20 protein-coding genes are annotated in these 18949 nt (G+C 36.1%); 8 read left to right on the top strand and 12 right to left on the bottom strand.

All coding sequences use genetic code 11. The features are described from left to right. Positions 1 to 6: 6 nt before the first annotated feature. Genes ACB104_RS11865 through ACB104_RS11855 form a run of 3 tightly spaced genes read right to left on the bottom strand, consistent with a single transcriptional unit; the run spans position 7 to position 3150 of the window. A complete protein-coding gene (locus ACB104_RS11865) occupies positions 7 to 1176 on the bottom strand; it encodes an efflux RND transporter periplasmic adaptor subunit (RefSeq protein WP_370478957.1) in 1170 nt (389 codons plus the stop codon). Positions 1177 to 1200: 24 nt separating this feature from the next. Beyond that, positions 1201 to 2541: a TolC family protein gene (locus tag ACB104_RS11860; RefSeq protein ID WP_370478955.1), complete on the bottom strand. Its 1341-nt coding sequence runs from the start codon at positions 2539 to 2541 to the stop codon at positions 1201 to 1203. A gap of 3 nt (positions 2542 to 2544) precedes the next feature. After that, positions 2545 to 3150 carry a TetR/AcrR family transcriptional regulator gene (locus tag ACB104_RS11855; protein WP_370478953.1) on the bottom strand — a complete coding sequence of 202 codons (606 nt, stop codon included), beginning with the start codon at positions 3148 to 3150 and terminating at the stop codon, positions 2545 to 2547. Positions 3151 to 3274: 124 nt separating this feature from the next. On the opposite strand from ACB104_RS11855, the gene ACB104_RS11850 reads away from it, so the two are divergent. The 4 genes from ACB104_RS11850 to ric all read left to right on the top strand — a co-directional run bounded on the left by ACB104_RS11850 (position 3275) and on the right by ric (position 5878). Next, positions 3275 to 4249: a polyprenyl synthetase family protein gene (locus ACB104_RS11850; RefSeq protein ID WP_370478952.1), complete on the top strand. Its 975-nt coding sequence runs from the start codon at positions 3275 to 3277 to the stop codon at positions 4247 to 4249. Beyond that, the gene (locus ACB104_RS11845) at positions 4249 to 4596 is read left to right on the top strand and encodes a hypothetical protein (protein WP_370478950.1); all 348 of its coding nucleotides are present in this window, start codon (positions 4249 to 4251) and stop codon (positions 4594 to 4596) included. Before ACB104_RS11850 ends, ACB104_RS11845 begins: the two co-directional genes overlap by 1 nt. Before the next feature lie 68 nt (positions 4597 to 4664). Further along, positions 4665 to 5099, top strand: a complete 435-nt coding sequence (locus ACB104_RS11840) for an RrF2 family transcriptional regulator (RefSeq protein ID WP_370478948.1) — start codon at positions 4665 to 4667, stop codon at positions 5097 to 5099. Between the two features lie 47 nt (positions 5100 to 5146). Next, the gene (ric, locus tag ACB104_RS11835) at positions 5147 to 5878 is read left to right on the top strand and encodes an iron-sulfur cluster repair di-iron protein (protein ID WP_370478947.1); all 732 of its coding nucleotides are present in this window, start codon (positions 5147 to 5149) and stop codon (positions 5876 to 5878) included. Between the two features lie 155 nt (positions 5879 to 6033). Here the strand turns inward: ric and ACB104_RS11830 are convergent, their stop codons facing one another. The 8 genes from ACB104_RS11830 to ACB104_RS11795 all read right to left on the bottom strand — a co-directional run bounded on the left by ACB104_RS11830 (position 6034) and on the right by ACB104_RS11795 (position 13290). Next, entirely contained in the window at positions 6034 to 6816 is a 783-nt protein-coding gene (locus ACB104_RS11830; protein WP_370478945.1) for an ABC transporter permease, read from the bottom strand. After that, positions 6809 to 7516 (bottom strand): ABC transporter ATP-binding protein, encoded by a 708-nt coding sequence (locus tag ACB104_RS11825; protein ID WP_370478943.1) that lies wholly within the window; start codon positions 7514 to 7516, stop codon positions 6809 to 6811. Before ACB104_RS11825 ends, ACB104_RS11830 begins: the two co-directional genes overlap by 8 nt. After that, a complete protein-coding gene (locus tag ACB104_RS11820; protein WP_370478942.1) occupies positions 7510 to 8754 on the bottom strand; it encodes a nitrous oxide reductase family maturation protein NosD in 1245 nt (414 codons plus the stop codon). The genes ACB104_RS11825 and ACB104_RS11820 overlap by 7 nt, the downstream gene beginning before the upstream one ends. 267 nt (positions 8755 to 9021) lie before the next feature. Beyond that, positions 9022 to 9462 carry a nitrous oxide reductase accessory protein NosL gene (locus tag ACB104_RS11815; RefSeq protein ID WP_370478940.1) on the bottom strand — a complete coding sequence of 147 codons (441 nt, stop codon included), beginning with the start codon at positions 9460 to 9462 and terminating at the stop codon, positions 9022 to 9024. A gap of 41 nt (positions 9463 to 9503) precedes the next feature. Beyond that, positions 9504 to 10094, bottom strand: coding sequence for a hypothetical protein (locus ACB104_RS11810; protein ID WP_370478939.1), 591 nt, complete (start codon positions 10092 to 10094; stop codon positions 9504 to 9506). A gap of 114 nt (positions 10095 to 10208) precedes the next feature. Beyond that, positions 10209 to 12146, bottom strand: a complete 1938-nt coding sequence (gene nosZ, locus ACB104_RS11805) for a Sec-dependent nitrous-oxide reductase (protein ID WP_370478937.1) — start codon at positions 12144 to 12146, stop codon at positions 10209 to 10211. Positions 12147 to 12201: 55 nt separating this feature from the next. Continuing rightward, entirely contained in the window at positions 12202 to 12780 is a 579-nt protein-coding gene (locus ACB104_RS11800; protein ID WP_370478936.1) for a fasciclin domain-containing protein, read from the bottom strand. Positions 12781 to 12789: 9 nt separating this feature from the next. Then, positions 12790 to 13290 (bottom strand): c-type cytochrome, encoded by a 501-nt coding sequence (locus tag ACB104_RS11795; RefSeq protein WP_370478934.1) that lies wholly within the window; start codon positions 13288 to 13290, stop codon positions 12790 to 12792. 123 nt (positions 13291 to 13413) lie between these two features. On the opposite strand from ACB104_RS11795, the gene ACB104_RS11790 reads away from it, so the two are divergent. Then, positions 13414 to 13656, top strand: a complete 243-nt coding sequence (locus ACB104_RS11790) for a hypothetical protein (protein WP_370478933.1) — start codon at positions 13414 to 13416, stop codon at positions 13654 to 13656. Between the two features lie 43 nt (positions 13657 to 13699). Here the strand turns inward: ACB104_RS11790 and ACB104_RS11785 are convergent, their stop codons facing one another. Next, a complete protein-coding gene (locus ACB104_RS11785) occupies positions 13700 to 13987 on the bottom strand; it encodes a hypothetical protein (protein WP_370478932.1) in 288 nt (95 codons plus the stop codon). A gap of 228 nt (positions 13988 to 14215) precedes the next feature. On the opposite strand from ACB104_RS11785, the gene ACB104_RS11780 reads away from it, so the two are divergent. From ACB104_RS11780 to pth, 3 genes are all read left to right on the top strand, one after another. Next, the gene (locus tag ACB104_RS11780; protein ID WP_370478930.1) at positions 14216 to 16957 is read left to right on the top strand and encodes a 2-oxoglutarate dehydrogenase E1 component; all 2742 of its coding nucleotides are present in this window, start codon (positions 14216 to 14218) and stop codon (positions 16955 to 16957) included. Between the two features lie 34 nt (positions 16958 to 16991). Beyond that, positions 16992 to 18203 carry a 2-oxoglutarate dehydrogenase complex dihydrolipoyllysine-residue succinyltransferase gene (gene odhB, locus ACB104_RS11775; RefSeq protein WP_370478929.1) on the top strand — a complete coding sequence of 404 codons (1212 nt, stop codon included), beginning with the start codon at positions 16992 to 16994 and terminating at the stop codon, positions 18201 to 18203. A gap of 105 nt (positions 18204 to 18308) precedes the next feature. Further along, entirely contained in the window at positions 18309 to 18935 is a 627-nt protein-coding gene (gene pth, locus ACB104_RS11770; RefSeq protein WP_370478927.1) for an aminoacyl-tRNA hydrolase, read from the top strand. Positions 18936 to 18949 lie beyond the last annotated feature (14 nt).

Genomic DNA, 18949 nt, shown 5'->3' with positions numbered 1-18949 from the left:
TTGATTTTATTTTACGGTTACAATTTCACCATCCTTCAAGGTTAGTGCGCCATCTTTCACAATATCAAAACCTTTTTCCAATCCACTTATTATTTCTACTATACCGCCGTTGTTGTTGCCTATTTCTATTTGGGTTTTTATGGCCTTAAAATTTCCGTTATCTGCTTTTTCTAAAACAAAGGCATATTTTTCACCCAATGAATTTTCTTGAATGGCATTGGAAGGAACTACCAAAGCACCTGCTTTAGAATAGTTTGTAATATCCATATTGGCCATAAGGTTTGGTTTGATGTCTTTATCTTCGTTCGGTACGTCAACTTCAATCTCGAAAGTTCTGTTACTAGGGTTTATATAATTGCCAACAGTTTTAACTTTTCCATCTACTGTTTTGCCCAAAGCGGAAAATGTAACCTTTACAGATGAGCCTTTGTTAATGCTGGTTATATAGTTTTCTGGCACTGAGGCTTTAACATACATGTTATCTAAGTTCACTAAACGCATAATAGCCTGCATACCAGGCGTTACAACATGTCCTTGTTCGGTTATTATGTCGTCAATAACACCTGAAAAAGGAGCTTTAACAGTTGTTTTTTCTAATTGAGATTTAAGTTGCCATACAGCATTTTGTGTGGATTCCATATTGGTTTTGGCCTGAAGGTATTGTATTTCACTGCCAATTTTTTGGTTCCATAAGCGCTCTTGGCGCTCAAAGGTAGTTTTGGCTAAATTGTATTGTACTCTTAGCTGCCTTAATTGGCTGGATAAACCACCATCATCAATTTTTGCTAAAAGTTGCCCTTTATTAACTTGCTCCCCTTCTTTTACATAAACTCTGGACAAAACACCTTGATATTCCGGATAAATTAAAATATTTTCAGAAGTTTCAACACTGCCCTGTAAAGAAACGTCGCTTGTAAACGTAGTGTCTTTAACTTTATAAGATGTTACCAATGTGTATTTTATGGTCGTGTCTTTTTTTACAATGGCTTTCTCAAGTTGAGATAAAATGTTGGCCACACTATCGTAAGAGGCCGCAATATCTATGCGCTTTTGCTTTAGCTCTTCCAAGCTGCCATTTTCTATAAGTTCATCAATTGATTTTGTTCCTTTTTCGGAGTTTGAGCAACTGTAAACCGAAAGTATTCCAATTAGTATTAAAGAATATATGTATTTCATTTTACGTGTTTTATTGATTGGTGATTAATTAATTGAGTTGAGTACGGTTTCTAAAGCTGCTTTTTTATTTATAACGTCAAGCATAGCTTGCAGGAATTCTTGTTGCGCCGAATATAATTGGGTTTGTGCTTGGCGAAGCTCGAAACTTGAACCAATACCTTCAAAAAATTTGGTTTGGTTTTTAGTTTGAATACGTTCAGCCAGATTTAAATTTTGCTTTTTATTTTGATAATCCTCAATGGCAAACTGGTAATCGCTTTTTGCAGAGGCTATTTGTAATTGAATTCTTTGTTGGGTTTCAACTAAATCGTCTTTGGCCTTTTCCAGATTTATTCTGGCACGCTGTGTCGCAGCACTTCTGCCTAAAGAACTGAATATGGGGACGTTGAGGTTGACACCCAAAAGCGAAGAACCAAACCATTTCTGGTCTTTACTAGTGAAGTCAAAATCATTGCCAAAAGCAGAATATCCTCCATTAACAAATGTATTCAAAGTGGGCAGTGCTTTGCTTTTTTCCAGTTTTAATAGCAATTCTTTAGCTCTTTTATCATTTTCGGCAATTCTATAATCTATTGTGTTTTCAACCGTTTCATCGGCTTCAAGCAAAGCTAATACAATGTTTTGCGCGGTTAGAGCTTCCAAATTGTCCGTTAAAGTTGTTGGATGGTTAATCTCTAACCCAAGCGTTATGTTAAGCATTTTGTACGCCAACTCTTTTAAACGGGAAACATTTTTAAGATTACTACTTACCCCAGAAAGCGTAATTTGAAGTTGATCAACACTTTCTTGCTCTTCAAGGCCGTTTTCATAAATTTTAGTAGTTTCAAAAACGTTTTTCTCTAAAGTTTCTACATTACGTTGCAAAATGTTCACACTTTCTTCAGCAAGTAAAACGTTCCCATAGGCTTCAATCACAGATTTTCTAACTTCCAAATCTGTTTTTTCTTTGGCGTTTTTTGAAATTTGTAAATACACTTTAGCTGATTGTAAACCAACTAAATAGGAGCCATCAAAAATCTTTTGGGTGACTGTTGCCGTAGCATTTACGTTCTGTTTTGGGCTAAAAATCACATCCTGAAATTCGCCGGGGTTACCCCCAAAAAACTCTGCTGGAATCAACGAAACTTGTTGTTTTAACCAGTTTTGATAAGCAATATCGGCTGAAATTTGAGGCAAACCGCTAGAAGTGGTCTCCCATTTTTGTTTTTTTGCGGCTTCAATATCTCGGGCCGCATTTTTAGCTGTTCTATTATTTGTAAGTGCAAAATCTATAGCTTCCTGTAAAGAAAAACTTTGTATGCTTTCTTGGGAAAACCCTTGAATTACCACGGACAAACTAAAAATTAAAATTAGTTTTTGCTTCATGTTTTATGATTGATTATTGTTTAAGTATTTTTCTAAAATTTCCATGCCTTTTGGGGTACAGATGCCGCGTAAATGGTACTCTAAATAATTATCCATAAGGGTGTTCATTGAAAAGTCATTAAGCGGATAAAGTTCAGGGTCTTTTAAGCAAAGGGTGCTGTTAAAATATAATCTTGAAATAAAGTCTATGTTAATGTTGTCTCTATACAATCCTTTTTCTACACCTCTTATTAAGTTATTGGTTACGCAACCCTTCATTTTGCTAAATTGTTTTGATTTTAGGGATTCGAAAATCTTGGGATAGTATTTTTGAAGCTGATATTGCGGTGATGATTTTTCATCCTTTAGATGCACCATCACAAATTGCTTTATTTTATAAATCTCTTCAATAGGGTTTTTGTCAAGTGCACAAATACAGTCAATACCATGTGAGATAACTTCAAACATGTGTAAGGTAGTAGCTTCAACAAGTTTAGTTTTGTTGTCAAAATGTTGATAAATCGTTTTTTTTGATATGCCTATGGCGTTGGCGATATCATCCATGGTAACACTTTTAAAACCATAGTTTAAAAACAGTTCAGCCGAATTTGTTAAAATCTTTTCTCTCATAATCGGATCCGAAAATACAACAGGAAACTTTAAAAACAAAAAAAGTTTCCAAAGTTTTACAATTATTTAACACTTAATTCACAATCTAACTTTTTAATATTTTTATTTCATTTATTTTTGTTTGATGCTTTCAATTGAAAAATACCAAAACGAGTTTGTTGCTTATTTGGAAGAATGTGCAACAATAAAGGAGCCCAAAAATCTTTATGAGCCCATTAACTATATTTTAAGTTTGGGCGGTAAAAGATTGCGCCCCATTTTAACTTTAATGACGACGGATATTTTTAATGGTAATTATAAAAACGCCATGAATGCCGCTTTGAGTATTGAGGTATTTCATAATTTTTCCTTAGTGCATGATGATATAATGGATGATGCTCCACTGCGTCGAGGAAAAGAAACTGTTCATGAAAAATGGGATGTTAATACGGGGATTCTGTCAGGTGATGCCATGCTGATTATGGCCTACACGCTATTTGAAAACTATGAGCCAAAACCATTTTATGAGCTTGTAAAACTATTCAGTAAAACTGCTTTAGAGGTCTGTGAAGGCCAACAATATGATGTGGATTTTGAAACTAGGGACGATGTTACCATCCCAGAGTATTTAAAAATGATTGAATATAAAACCGCCGTTTTGGTTGGTGCAGCCATGAAAATGGGAGCCATTGTAGCCAATGCTTCAACAGAAGACCAGAATAGTATTTACGATTTCGGTAAAAATCTGGGTGCCGCATTCCAATTGCAGGACGATTACTTAGATGCCTTTGGCGACCCAACGTCTTTTGGAAAACAAGTTGGTGGCGATATCATTGAAAACAAAAAAACCTATTTGTATTTAAAGGCTTTAGAGTTTTTGAATGAAACCGATAAGGTAGAACTAAGGCAATTGTTTTCCTCAAACCCAGAGGACATTGCCACCAAAATTGAAGTGACCAAACAGTTTTTTGTGTCGTCAGGTTCGGCAGAGGCGACAAAAAGTGCCATTGAAGATTACACTAACAAGGCATTTTTAATTTTAGAATCCTTAAATATTTCCGAAGACAAAAAGGAACTTTTAAAAGCGTTTGGTAATAATTTGATGAATAGAACTGTTTAATGCACTTGCCAACCACATTCAATAGTTTGATAGAAGAAGCAAATAAATTAAAGCTGTATAAAAAACTTGTGGAGCAGTTAAACAAGGATTTTTTGTTGGCAAATATTGATTTAGATTTTCATGAGGAAATATTGCCTTCAAGCCTAAAATTGTTGCTTCAAGAAACCATTTATAAACTTATACAGGAGAAATTTACAGGGTATTTAAACCTACTTTATATTGTTGATGTTTCAGAAAAGCAGGTAAAAGAATTGCATGGTGAAGATATTTTGAAGCTCTCCGAAGATGTTTCGTTTTTAATTTTAAAACGGGAGTGGCAAAAGGTTTGTTTGAGAAATAAATATTGAATAGAAATAAGGATAAGTTTGTCCTATTTAAAATTTCTTCGTAGTTTTGTACTGAGATAAATAATATTATGTTTTCAAAGGCTTGTGAATACGGTGTTAAAGCAACTATTTTTATTGCCATGAAATCTTTCGAGAACAAGCGTGTTAGCCCAAAAGAAATATCCAAGGAAATAAATTCTCCCCAGGCATTTACTGCAAAAATATTGCAGGCTCTTGTGAGGCACAATGTAATTGATTCTGTAAAGGGAGCTTATGGAGGGTTTAAAATTGAAAAAGCTAAGATTTCTACAATTAAGCTATCTGAGATCGTAAAGGCCATAGATGGCGATGGTATTTATAAGGGTTGCGGCTTAGGTTTGAAACAATGCGACCAAGACCACCCATGCCCGGTTCACGATAAATTTGTAAGAGTTAGGGATGAGCTAAACTACATGTTGGAAAGTACCACATTGGAAGAATTGGCACTGAACATAAAATCTGGCACATCATTTTTGAAAGTTTAAAAAATTTAAATACAAATAGGATAAAATTATCCTAAATAAATAAAATTATGAAAATATTAAATGATAAAATCCAAAAGCAAATTGGGCAATTTGTAGCTGATGATTACAGAACAGCAGCTGTATTTAGTAGATATGGCATAGACTTTTGTTGTAAAGGGCAGAGAACTATTGAAGAGGTTTGCAACAAAAAAGACATAGAAACCTCTCAATTATTGGATGAGCTGGAGGTACTGTTAAATTCTAAAACAGATCAAACAATTGATTATAAATCGTGGCCACTCGATTTATTGGTAGATTACATAGAAAAAAAGCATCATCGTTATGTGGAAGAAAAAATTCCCGTATTGCTCCAATTTTTGGACAAGCTCTGCAAGGTTCATGGTGAGCGGCATCCAGAGCTTTTTAAAATTAATGAACTTTTTAAGGAATCTGCAACCGATTTAGCCGCGCATATGAAAAAGGAAGAGCTGATACTTTTTCCATTTGTTAAAAAAATGGTAGCGGCTAAAATAGGTGAAACCACCATTAGGACGCCTAAGTTTGGGGCAGTTATAAATCCTATAGAAATGATGAAGCAAGAACACGACAACGAGGGTGAACGGTTTAGGCAAATAGCACAACTTACAAATCATTATAGCCCACCACAAGATGCTTGTAATACCTACCAGGTAACCTATGCCATGTTGCAAGAGTTTGAGCAAGATTTGCATTTACACATTCATTTAGAAAATAATATCTTATTCCCTAAGGCTATGAAGCTTGAGCAACAATTTGGGTAGAATTATTTCTGTAAAGACCTAAAATTCCAGAAAGCCTTCCTTTCCGGAATTTATAATTTTTTCAACTTAAACATGTTTAAAGGAATTGACCTTTTTAAACCAAGAATTTAGTTCTGCAAAGGGTTGTTTTTTTGGAAAGTTAGAACGTGCTTAGTTTAAAAATCTTTTTTCTGTGATTTAATTGCAATTCGAAGTACAGGCAATAAAACCCAAACAGCTAACATTATAGATGAAATGACTAACCCCAAATTAGTGCCAAAAAATTTCTTAAAAACAGCGCCAGTATATCCTAGCAGGGCCGAAATATCGAGTTTTAACAAGATTAGCGTTCTTGACAAATCAATCGGATTTAACATGGTACCAACTATAGATAATTTGTCTAGTGGGTAATCTTCAAACAAGATCAGCGACATTAAAAACATGCCGTCATAAATTATTGCCAAAAACAACCATAACAATATGGCATAGCCAAAACCTTTTATTTTGTTTTCGTTTGAAAGAGCAATGTTAAAGGCCAAGGCCGAAAATATAAAGGTTAGAAAGGTTCCTGTAATTAGCAATAGCGAAAAATCCCATATGGCATTGCTTTTAAACAAGCCATAAATTATAAAAGGAATACCCATTCCAAGTATTAGGCTCATTGATAGAGATATGGCAACTCCTAAATATTGGCCTAAAAAAATTGAAGTTCTATTTAAAGGCTGTGCCAATAGCAGTTCTGTAAACTCTTTTGAGTTATAGTAGTACATCACACCAAAAATAGTTCCTATTAGCGGAACGAGAACAATAATAACATTCATTAGGGTAATTACGGCTTTAGATAAATCGTTGTTTAAAAACAGCAACACAATACTGAGCATAAAGTAGAAAGCAAAGTACACATAGCTCCAACGGCTTCGTATTAAATCGTAAAAACTGTATTTTAATATTTTAAACATAGTTATTGGTTAATAAAGAGGCAATAGAGATTTCAAAATCTGGTTGTCCAGTCTGTGTCTTTAATTTTGAAATGGGTCCTTTAAAGTATATTTTGCCATCTAGCAAAAAAACAATTTCATCTGATACTTCTTCAACAAAACTCATTATATGCGATGTTATCAATATGGTTTTTCCCTTTTCTTTTTCAGTCTGAATCAAGGTTTTTAATCCTATTAACGAAATGGGGTCTAAACCTGTTGTGGGTTCGTCAAGAACAATGAGTGGGCTATCAAACATAAAAGTTAATACTAGGTTTACTTTTTGTTTGGTGCCTCCTGAGAGGTTGCCTAGTTTTTTATCTATAAACGGGTCAAGTTTAAAAAGCTTAATAAGATGTTGGTCTTTATTGGAGGGTCTGCGTAAATCCTTAATCATTTTAATAAGTTCAATAACTTTCAGGTTGTTCGGGAAGTTGGCGATTTGTGGCAAATAATCAATCTTGTGTCTGTAACCAGAGTTGTTTTTTATGTTTTCGCCAAGCACCGAAATGTAGCCCTTATTTGGAATGACCATGCCCAGAATCGATTTTATCAACGTGGTTTTTCCAGATCCATTGGGGCCAAGTACGGCAAAGATTCCTCCATCAGTAATTTCTAGGTCAACACCTTTTAAAACTTGATTTTTGCCAAATTTTTTATGTAAATTTTGAATGATTACCATTTCGTTTTTTCAATTAAGGGGTTGTTGTCCAATAGGTTGTCAGGAGTAAAAACGGGAGATACTTTTTCTGAAAAATCAATGATATCGATAAATAAACTACGTAGCAGAATAATGGTTTCTGGCGTTCTGTTTGCAATGTAGGAGAAAAGTTTTACGGGTCTATATGGTACATCGCCTATGCCATTTTTATCAAGATCGTATCCTGTGTAATTGCTCCAGAAGTTTCTATCGAAAATATTGTCGTTCACTTTACTGTTGTATGAAATATCGAAAGAGTTGTACAAAAAATTATTTTCAAGAAAACTATTGGAATAACATGCCCCGCGCACTTTTAAGGCCCAACCATTGCTTTTAAAATGGTTGTTTTTGTAAACAATGCGGTTAGAGCCCTCAATGTTAATTCCTGTAGTGTTTTTTTCAAAGGTGTTGCCAATTATTTCTGCATCGTTTATTTCCTTGAGAAGCAAACCATATGAAGCGGTTCCCCAATTGTCTTTAAAATAATTATTGAACATCTTTATTTTTTTAGAAAACATTACCGCTACTCCTGCACCATTGTTTTGAAAGGTGTTGTCTTTGTAAATATCATTGTTTGAAAACATAAAATGTAAACCGTAACGCAGGTTATTGGAACTTACATTGTTTTTAATTAAGCAATTATTGGCAAATTCAAGATAAATGCCATCCCTTACGTGTTGCACATAATTGTGCTCTATCTCAATATGGTTGCTGTACCATAATTGAATGCCGTTGCCAGAATTGTATTCTTCAATGGCATTGCCAATTATTTTGTTATGATAAATTTTCCCATGGCTTGATTTTTCAATATAGATACCAAAAAACAACTTTTCCAAAACTACATTTTGTATAACAAAATTTTTGCTTTTTCTAACTCTAATGGCTGCGTAATCTTCCGTATAGCTAGTGCCAACATTTATCAAAAACAGGCCGTCAATGGTAACATCGTTGGCGGTAATGGTAATGATTTCGCCTTGAAGCTCCCCATCAATCACCGGATATTTTTCGCCAACAATGGTTAGTGGTTTGTTTATAACAATATTCTTTTCTTTATAAGTTCCTTTTTTGACAAGGATAGTATCGTAATCCATGGCCTGGGCAATGGCCTCTGTTAATGCTGTAATTGGGCATGTTTTACAGACCTCAATTTTTTGGGCGTATAGGAGTGCGTTAGAAATAACGAAAAAAAAAATTATGCTATGTTTGCTGAAAATCCTCATTTAAATTACAATATAGTTAGCCCCAAAAGTAAGTGATAAATTTTCATTCATTTGTTCTAAAATAATTAATTAGATATTCTGTAGCATCAAAATCAAGATTTGTGTTATTTAATCCGGTCTTAGCTTGGTGTAAATTATCTTTAATAAACATGTTGTAATGCATGGTTTATTTTTGCGCAATTGCTTGGTTAAAAAATAAGCATATCAATAGGAGTGAAAGTGTTTTTGGGATGTTACATTAGCCTAAAGATTCAATTTTATTAAAATTTATAATTTCTTCCGTTGCACTAAAAGTTCTTCCCAGGAAAAAAGGATCCCTCCTTTTTCTGATTGGGTTTTTTCAGCATCTACCTTATTTTTAAAGGCTGTAAGGAAAGCACCCATTGGACTTGGAACTTTTTCACTAATCAAAAAAGTAGCGTTGGTGGCATCAATTAGAATTTCTGGTTCTTTGTAATGATTTGTTAGATAAAGTTTTATTTCTAATGAATCTTCAAATTGATTCATAAAGTTAATCATGCATTCTGATGCATCAAACTTATATGTTTTTCCCTTGTTGGTTACAAGCTCTGCTCCATGAACTTTGTCAACAATAGTCATTTTACAAAAGTGGCAACTATCGTTGCCGTAATCTATTGGATTCGGTTTTACACTACAGCCCCATGCGGTGAGTAAAAGCAGCAACAAGACATTTTTTAGTGTTTTCATTTTCAATAGTTTTTTTGTTTACTATTTGTCTTCTTAGAGTATTATGGTTTTTTATGCTGTTTTTTTCCCGTTAAATGAGCTATAAGGGAAGTAGCAATACCTAAGGCAAGGAAAAAAGCACCCAATCGCGGATAAGAATGGGCCGTAAAGTTCAAAATATTTTTGGTTCCAAACAATGGTGGCTGGAAACCCATTTGGGTGCCATCTGGGTTGGTAAATTTCATAATGGCTTTAGGGTCTAGGTTATGGCCATAATCATGTTCCCAAAGGTAAAAGTCATATAGTCCAGCGGCACTCAAAACTATCATTAAAATGAACCAATACAAAAACCATTTGTAATTGCCCTTAAAGGCAATGAGCAATCCCAGAATGCTTGTGGCTATTATTCCGGCAGGAAATATCTTGAATTCTGGTATAGCTTCTGGAATGTATTTCATCCCAACATAATGGTTCATTAAATTAATGTTTTTTATGTCATGTGGATGGGCGTCAGAAAAATCATTGATATGGATATACATCCCCAACGGCGTGGGATATTGTGGGGCTTCTAACGTTATTTTCCAAAGAGGAAATAAGAATAGCCCTAAAGGCAGCAAAGCTGCAATTAGCATAATGATGTTTGACCTTTTCATGATTGATTATTTTAAAACGGTAAAGTGCTTTTTTGAAAGAAAGGCGAGAGTGAAAATATTGCTCTCGCCTCTTTTATGGAAATACAAACACTAAAATATTGTCCTAATCGATGATTAAATATCTTCCCCCAGTGACCATTTCAATGCGGTGTTCAATCCTGGTGGAGAAACCCTGACATAACCCTGCATTTCTTGGTGCAATGCCGAACAGAAATCTGTACAATAGAAAGGCCATACCCCTACTTGCTTGGGCTCCCAAAGGAATGTTTCTGTTTGCCCAGGCATGATTAACAATTCTGAGGTATTGGCTCCAATCATACTGATGCCGTGAGGAACATCGTAGTCTTGTTCAAGATTGGTAACATGAAAATACACCTTATCTCCAACTTTAATGCCCTCAATATTATCTGGTGCAAAGTGGCTTCGAATCATGGTCATGTACACATGTACGATGTTGCCTTCGCGAACAACCTTAGTGTCTGCTTCACTTTTCGCTGCAAAAGGATGCTTGTTGTCCTCTAAATTGAAAATCTTTTTAGAATTAGGTTTGATAAGATCTGCTGGGCAACCAGCGGCATAATGTGGTTCTCCTATGGTTGGAAAATCCAGCAATAACTGCATCTTTTCACCAGAGATGTCATAAAGTTGTGCCGATTGGGTAACCTCAGGACCAGTTGGCAAATACCTGTCTTTGGTAATTTTGTTCATGGCCACAACATATTTTCCCCATGGCTTTTGTGAGTTACCGCCTGGAATCATCAAGTGGCCTACAGAATAATAGCAAGGTTGTCTATCTACAACTTCCCAAGTGCCTACTTTCCATTTTACTACTTCAGAAGAGATAAAGAAAGTTGTGTAGGCATTGCCTTTGTTATCAAACTCGGTATGCAAGGGCCCTAAGCCTGGTTGTTCTACAACACCGCCCAAAACATCTTCAAAGTTCAAAATGGGAATGCCATAGGCATCACCAGCAAACCTTTCATTTTCAATGGCATCAAGCATTTTGGTAAACGAGTGTACTGTTAGGTTAGCGGAAAGTTTACCATTGCCCACAATATATTCGCCTGTTGGATCCACGTCGCAACCGTGCGGTGATTTAGGGGTAGGCAACAAATAAACTGCACCTGGCACGTCGGCAGGGTTAACAACCAGAACTTCTTTTTTCATAGTTGAGGTCGCCAAATGTGTGTCTTCATCATAAACATTATGAGCATAATTTGCTGGAACTTTTGTTCCGCCACCGTTGTTTACATACTCTTCAATTTTCTTCCAGTTAATGGCCGCAATAAAGTCTTTGTCATTTTGGGATGCATTCACTTCCAACAAGGTGCTGGCTTCTTCAGAATTATAGGTTGAAAAGAAGAACCAACCATGAGATTTGCCTCGACCTGGATGTGCCAAGTCGTAATCAAAACCTGGCATAATCAATTGAAATTTGATGTCCATATTACCATGTTCAGGTTCAACTGAAATAAAGGTCAAGGAACCTTTAAAATTGCCTTTATAATCTTTTATAGGCATATCTTTTTGCGGAATAGGAACAGAAAATCGCGTGCCCGCTACAACATACTCTGTATTCTCAGTAACAAAAGAGGAGCTATGGTTGCCAGCACTGTTAGGCACTTCAATGATTTCTGTAGTTTCAAATGTGGTCAAATCAACTTTGGCTATACGAGGAGTATTGTTCCCATTAATAAAAATCCAACGCCCGTCTACCACTCCTTTGGTTTGAGAAATGTCTGGGTGGTGTGCATCATCCCAAGGCACAAAGCCATGAGATGTGTTCAACATGGGCTTGGTTTCCTCATTGTAACCCCAAGCTTTTTCGGCATCTTGGGAAAAAACTGGAATTACTTTGAAAAGGCGTCCAGATGGTAACCCGTAGACGGATAATTGTCCACTGAAACCACCAGAGATAAAGGCGTAAAATTCATCGTGTTCCCCAGGTGCTACGTAAACTCTCTCGGCTACATTGCCCACCAAGGCACCTGATTTAGAATCAGCCTTTTTTGTGTTTTCACAACTCGTAATTGCCATTAGGAATATACCCATGATAATTAATGATTTTTGAATATTTTTCATTGTTTATTTATGATTAGATTAGTGTTTATTCTTCTGACGGAGGCAGCAAAACCTTGTCTATAACATGCACAATTCCGTTACCTGCAGGAATGCTAGCTAAAATTTTAGCTCCACCTATTATGGGTTCTCCATCCACAATATCAACGACAACATATTGATTATTTGCCTGTCCTAATTTTTTAAATTTGGTCAAGAATTCTTTGGAATATTTTCCAGGAGTCACATGGTATTTTAAAATATCAGCTAATACCTCTTTGTTTTCTGGTATTAACAAGTTTTCAACCGTTCCTTCTGGTAAAGCTGCAAAAGCTTTGTTTGTAGGAGCAAAAACCATTAGGGGGCCGGCATTAACAAGGGCATTTTCCAATTGAGCGGCTTGAACAGCTGCAACCAAAGTAGTATGGTCTGGAGATTCTATAGCTATGCTTAAAACTGTTGGCAACCCTTCATCATCCTCAATAAAGGCTTGACCTGATCGTTCTGTTGTAGTTCCATCGGTTTGGTTTGCTTGAGAGGCTGTTGTGGCTTCATTTCTTCCGTTTTTGCACGAACATAGAAGTGCCACAAGTGCAAAAACAAAAAATAGATGTTTAATTGGTTTCATATTGTTTTTTTATAAGGTTCTGAAATATTCTAAAACAGCTCTGGCTTCATCTTTAGATAAGTTCTGATTTGCCATTGGGGAACCGTTAAATTCAATTAGTAACTCTTTGGCTAAGGGGTCTTTTTGTGTCATTTCCTCGGGGTTTAAAATCATGTTCATTACCCACTCAGGAGAACGTCGCTTCAAAATCTCCGTTGGTGCAGGGCCGATAAATTTTTTATTGGGCCTATGGCACGCCGTACACATTTTTTTGTACACATCTGCTCCTTGCGCCACTAAATCCTCATCAATTGTAGCAGGTAGGTTAATGGAGGTAATTGGACCAATACCCTTGTTGGATAAATCTACTTTTTGGGAAGCTGGTAATTTTTCAGAGGTTGATTTTGCTTTAGTTTCTGTGGCGGTCTTTTTTTCATAGGAAAATCCTTTTTCTTTTTTCTTTTCGGTGCCTCCGCAGCTAATTAATAATGCCATCAATAATGATGTGAAGAATAAAAATGTTGTTTTCATTGTTGAATAGTTTTAGAGAAGTAAAACTATCGTATTTAGGAGGGAAATAATATGATAAAAATCATATTTAGGACAATATTGTCCTTTTTTATTTATTTCGATTGTTTACTAACCAGAAAACCGATGAAACCAAAAAAAATATCAATGATAAATGGAACAATAAAGATTACCTTTGAAACTCTTTTGCCAAATTGGATTCACCAATTGTTGACATACTTTATTACACTTGGAAATAGCTTTTTAAAAATAAAACCTTACGAAAGGCATCCAAGGGTCGGCATAAATACTTTTGTTTTCATCATACAGCACATCGTATCTAACGCCAAAAGTAACACTGCCACTTCTATAACCAGCGCCCAAAAATAGTGCGGGCGACCAATAATTATCGTCCGTAACATTTAAATTGACATTACTTTCTGTTTACGTTAAGTTGCTCAAATTCTCCCGAAAGCTGTAGCTCAGAAATCACATTGTAAAGCCCAACCAAACTGCCTCCTAAAACGGTTGTTTTATGTACGTTCTTTTGATTGAAAAAAGTAGCGTTAAACCCTAGGCCAAGAGTAAAGTTTCGGTCAAATTCATTAATGGCACTTGGAGCAATGGTCGCACTAAAAAAGTTATCAACAAAGTTTAAACCTAAACCACCACCAAAGCGAACATGCCTCCAAAAATCGGGTTCGCTTTTTTGCGCTGCCATGTTTAATGTAAATACTGAAAAGATTGCTAATAGAAGAAAGTTTTTTTTATTAATTGAAGGCAATAAATTCATTGTATTGAGAAATTATCAAAAAATTAACAGATTATTGGGCATATTTATGAAACGCAGATTGAAAGTTATAAATATAGTTAAACAAACCCCTAATTTTACTAAAAGTTGTATTTTTGAAAAAATTTTGACGAACCTTTTAGGGGATTAATTCTTACAATGGATAAATTTTCATTTTTAAACGCAGCGCATACAGCATTTTTTGCTGATTTATACGACCAATATCTTCAAAATCCAGACTCTGTAGAACCGAGTTGGAGGGCCTTTTTTCAAGGCTACGACTTCGGAAGCGAAAATTACGGACTTAACGGAGAAATTGTTGAGGGTGTTTCAGCACAAATGCCAGAATATCTTCAAAAAGAATTTCAGGTTATCAGACTTATCGATGGCTACAGAATGCGTGGGCATTTGTTCACAAAAACCAATCCAGTTCGAAATAGAAGAACATATACTCCAACCTTAGACCTCGAAAATTTCGGTCTTTCCGAAAACGATTTAGATACCGTTTTTAATGCTGGTGAAATCTTGGGTATTGGTGCGCAAACGTTACGTGAAATCATTGTTCATTTAGAAAGGATTTATTGTAGCTCAATAGGTGTTGAGTATATGTATTTGCGTAATCCTGAGGTGATTTCCTGGTGGCAGAGCAAGTTGAATTTAAATGACAACCAGCCCAATTTTTCGGTTGAGAAAAAGAAATATATACTTTCCAAATTAAATCAGGCCGTTACATTCGAGAACTTTTTACAGACAAAGTATGTGGGGCAAAAGCGATTCTCGTTGGAAGGTGGCGAATCATTAATACCAGCAATAAGTAATGTACTATTTTATGCGGTTGAAAAATATGATGTAAAAGAGTGTGTTTTAGGTATGGCTCACCGTGGCCGTTTAAGCACGCTGGTAAATATTTTTAGAAAACCGTTAAATGAATTGTTCAATGAATTTGATGGTTTGGATTTTGAAGATGAAAATATTGATGGGGATGTGAAATATCACTTAGGCCAAACGCTTGATAAAACCTATCAAAATGGTAAAAACATCAAGATGAACTTGGTGCCAAACCCGTCGCATTTGGAAACTGTTGCGCCTGTGGCCGAAGGAATTACCCGAGCAAAAATTGACAATGATTATAATGGCGATGATTCTAAAATCTTACCTATTATAGTTCATGGGGATGCGGCTATAGCTGGGCAAGGAGTGGTTTATGAAGTAGCCCAAATGAGTCAATTAAATGGCTATAAAACTGGTGGTACTGTGCATATTGTTGTAAATAACCAGATTGGGTTTACAACCAACTATTTAGATGCGCGTTCCAGTACCTATTGTACCGATGTTGCAAAGGTAACGCTTTCACCCGTTTTGCATGTAAATGCAGATGATGCCGAAGCAGTTGTGCATGCGGTAGAAATGGCCTTAGACTACAGAATGCGTTATAAAAAAGACGTGTATATAGATTTGTTGGGCTATAGAAAATATGGCCACAATGAAGGTGACGAACCAAGATTTACACAACCCAAGCTATATAAATATATAGCAAAACACCCGAATCCTTTTAAAATATATTCAGATAAGCTTACTGCTGAAAATACCGTAGACAGAGAATATGTTAGCAATATTGTTGAGGAGTTTAAAGAAACTCTAGAGTCTGAATATGCCAAATCAAAAGAAGCTGAAGCATCCAAGGTAAGGGAATTTATGCAAGAGCGTTGGAAAGGATTTCAGCGAAAAGGATTAGATGCCATGTTGCAATCTGAGGACACAAGTTATGCCGAAGATAAGCTTAAAAACATTTCTAAAATTGTTTCAACTGTGCCTGAGGGTGTTCAATTCTTGCGTAAGGCCGAACGTATTTTAGAAGGCCGTGCAAATATGGTTTTTGAAACCGATACCCTTGATTGGGGAATTGCTGAATCTCTAGCCTACGGAAGTTTGTTGGAAGAAGGATACAATGTGCGTATTTCAGGTCAAGATGTTGAGCGTGGTACATTCAGTCACCGTCATGCCATCTTAAGAGATGAAAAATCTGAAGAGCGTATCAACCTCTTAAACACTAACCCAGATAACAAAGGTGAAATGTATATTTACAACTCATTTTTGTCTGAATATGGTGTTTTAGGTTTTGATTATGGTTATGCCATGGCCAATCCCAATACCCTAACCATTTGGGAAGCTCAGTTTGGTGATTTCAGCAACGGAGCGCAAATTATTTTCGACCAATATTTGTCTGCAGCTGAAGATAAATGGAAGTCCCAAAACGGTATTGTGGTTCTGTTGCCGCATGGTTACGAAGGACAAGGTTCGGAACATTCATCAGCAAGAATAGAGCGTTATCTTCAATTGTGTGGAAATGACAATATGATTGTTGCAGACTGCACAACACCTGCCAATATCTTCCATTTATTGCGTCGTCAAATGAAGCGCGACTACCGCAAGCCTTTGGTAGTTTTCACTCCAAAAAGTTTATTGCGTCACCCAAAAGCGGTCTCATCAATTAGCGAATTGGCAACGGGTAAATTCCAAGAAGTTATTGACGATACTATTGCCCCACAAAAAGTAACCAAACTTGTTTTCTGTACGGGTAAATTCTATTATGATTTGTTGGAACAAAGAGAAGAATTGCAAAGGGAAGATGTGGCATTGGTAAGAATTGAGCAATTATTCCCGTTGCATTTAGATAAGATTCAGGAAGTAATCAATCGCTATCCAAAAGTTGAAAAGTATGTTTGGGCACAGGAAGAACCTAAGAATATGGGGGCTTGGACGTATTTTGCACAACGTATGGATTTAGTGAAATTAGAAGTTTGTTCCAGACCATACAGCTCAGTACCTGCTCCAGGTTCAAGTACAAGAGATAAAAGAAGACAAAAACGTGTAGTAAACGACGTTTTCGAAATAAATTAAAAAAGAATTTTAGATACCATTAAAATTATAAAGAATGATTTTAGAAATGAAAGTTCCTTCGCCGGGGGAATCCATTACAGAAGTAGAAATAGCAACTTGGCTTGTTGAAGATGGGGATTATGTTGAAAAAGACCAAGCTATTGCAGAGGTTGATAGCGACAAGGCAACTCTAGAATTGCCGGCTGAAGTAAGTGGAACCATTACACTTAAGGCAGAAGAAGGTGATGCTGTAGCAGTTGGCGCTGTAGTTTGTTTAATTGATACAGATGGTGAAAAACCTGAAGGCGGTAAGACTCCAAAGGAAGAAAAAAAGGAGGAAGCACCAAAAGCCGAAACTCCAAAAGCTCCGGCTCCTGAAACAAAAACTTATGCAACTGGTAGCGCAAGCCCAGCTGCAAAAAAGATTTTAGCAGAAAAAGGTATGGATGCTGCGTCAATTTCTGGAACTGGAAAAGATGGAAGAGTTACCAAAGAAGATGCCGTAAACGCAGTACCTTCTATGGGAACGCCAACTGGCGGAAGTCGAGGAACTTCACGTACTAAAATGTCCATGCTACGTCGTAAAGTTGCGGAGCGTTTGGTCGAGGCCAAAAATACAACGGCTATGCTAACCACATTTAATGAGGTTGATATGTCGCCTATTTTCGCACTGCGTAACGAATACAAAGAAACATTCAAAACTAAGCACGGCGTTAGTTTGGGCTTTATGAGCTTCTTCACCTTGGCTGTGGTTAGAGCATTAAAAATGTATCCTGCGGTTAATTCTATGATTGATGAAAAGGAGATGATTACCTATGATTTTTGCGATATTAGCATCGCCGTTTCTGGACCTAAAGGCTTGATGGTGCCTGTAATCAGAAATGCAGAAAATTTAAGCTTCCGAGGCGTAGAATCTGAAGTAAAACGTTTGGCAATTCGAGCTAGAGATGGTCAAATTACTGTTGATGAAATGACCGGCGGTACATTTACCATTACCAATGGCGGTGTTTTTGGAAGTATGTTGTCTACACCAATAATCAATCCACCACAAAGTGGTATTTTGGGGATGCACAATATTGTGGAACGCCCTGTGGCGGTTGATGGTAAGGTTGAAATTCGACCAATCATGTATGTGGCTTTATCTTATGATCACCGAATTATCGATGGAAAAGAAAGTGTTGGGTTCTTGGTAGCAGTAAAAGAAGCACTGGAAAATCCAATTGAACTTTTGATGGATAACAACGTCAAAAAAGCATTGGAATTATAGATGAGAAATAATATTTAACCTTTAGAACGGTTAAATAAAAGATAGTTTATAGAGGCATTCCAAATTATTTGGGATGCTTTTTTATTTTTGCAAAAAATAACTTTTATGTGGTGGTTTTTAAAAAGATGGTTTAGTAAAGGCAAGCATATAGAAGATGTAGATTTCATGAAAAAATATTTAATAGTAGGTTTAGGAAATATCGGCGAAAAATATGCAAATACCCGACACAACATCGGGTTTAAAATTTTAGATTTTTTTGCCAATCAGGAAAGCTTAACGTTTGAAACTCAAAAATTGGGAGATGTGGCAACCTATAAACTAAAAGGGAGAACCTTTATTTTTTTAAAGCCCAACACGTACATGAATTTAAGTGGTAAGGCCGTTTTATATTGGTTAACTAAAGAAAAGATACCTTTAGAAAACTTATTGGTCATTACAGACGATTTAAACCTTCCCTTTGGGAGCATGCGTTTAAAAACCAAAGGAAGTGATGGCGGCCACAATGGTTTAAAGGATATTCAAGACAAGTTAAATACCACAAATTATAGCCGGTTCAGGTTTGGCATAAGTGACACCTTCAGCAAAGGAAGGCAGATTGATTATGTTTTGGGTGAATGGACAGAAGATGAATCAAGTCAGCTTAAAGAACGTTTGGGAAAATCTTCTGAATTGATAAAATCCTTTGCATTGGCTGGAGTGAATGATACGATGAACACCTTTAATGGTAAGTAAAAAGGGAAGGTTAT

It is taken from the genome of Tamlana flava (assembly GCF_041287255.1).
Classification (GTDB): domain Bacteria; phylum Bacteroidota; class Bacteroidia; order Flavobacteriales; family Flavobacteriaceae; genus Tamlana; species Tamlana flava.
Note: the sequence above shows the minus strand (reverse complement) of the source record. Positions and strands in the feature narration are given on the sequence as shown.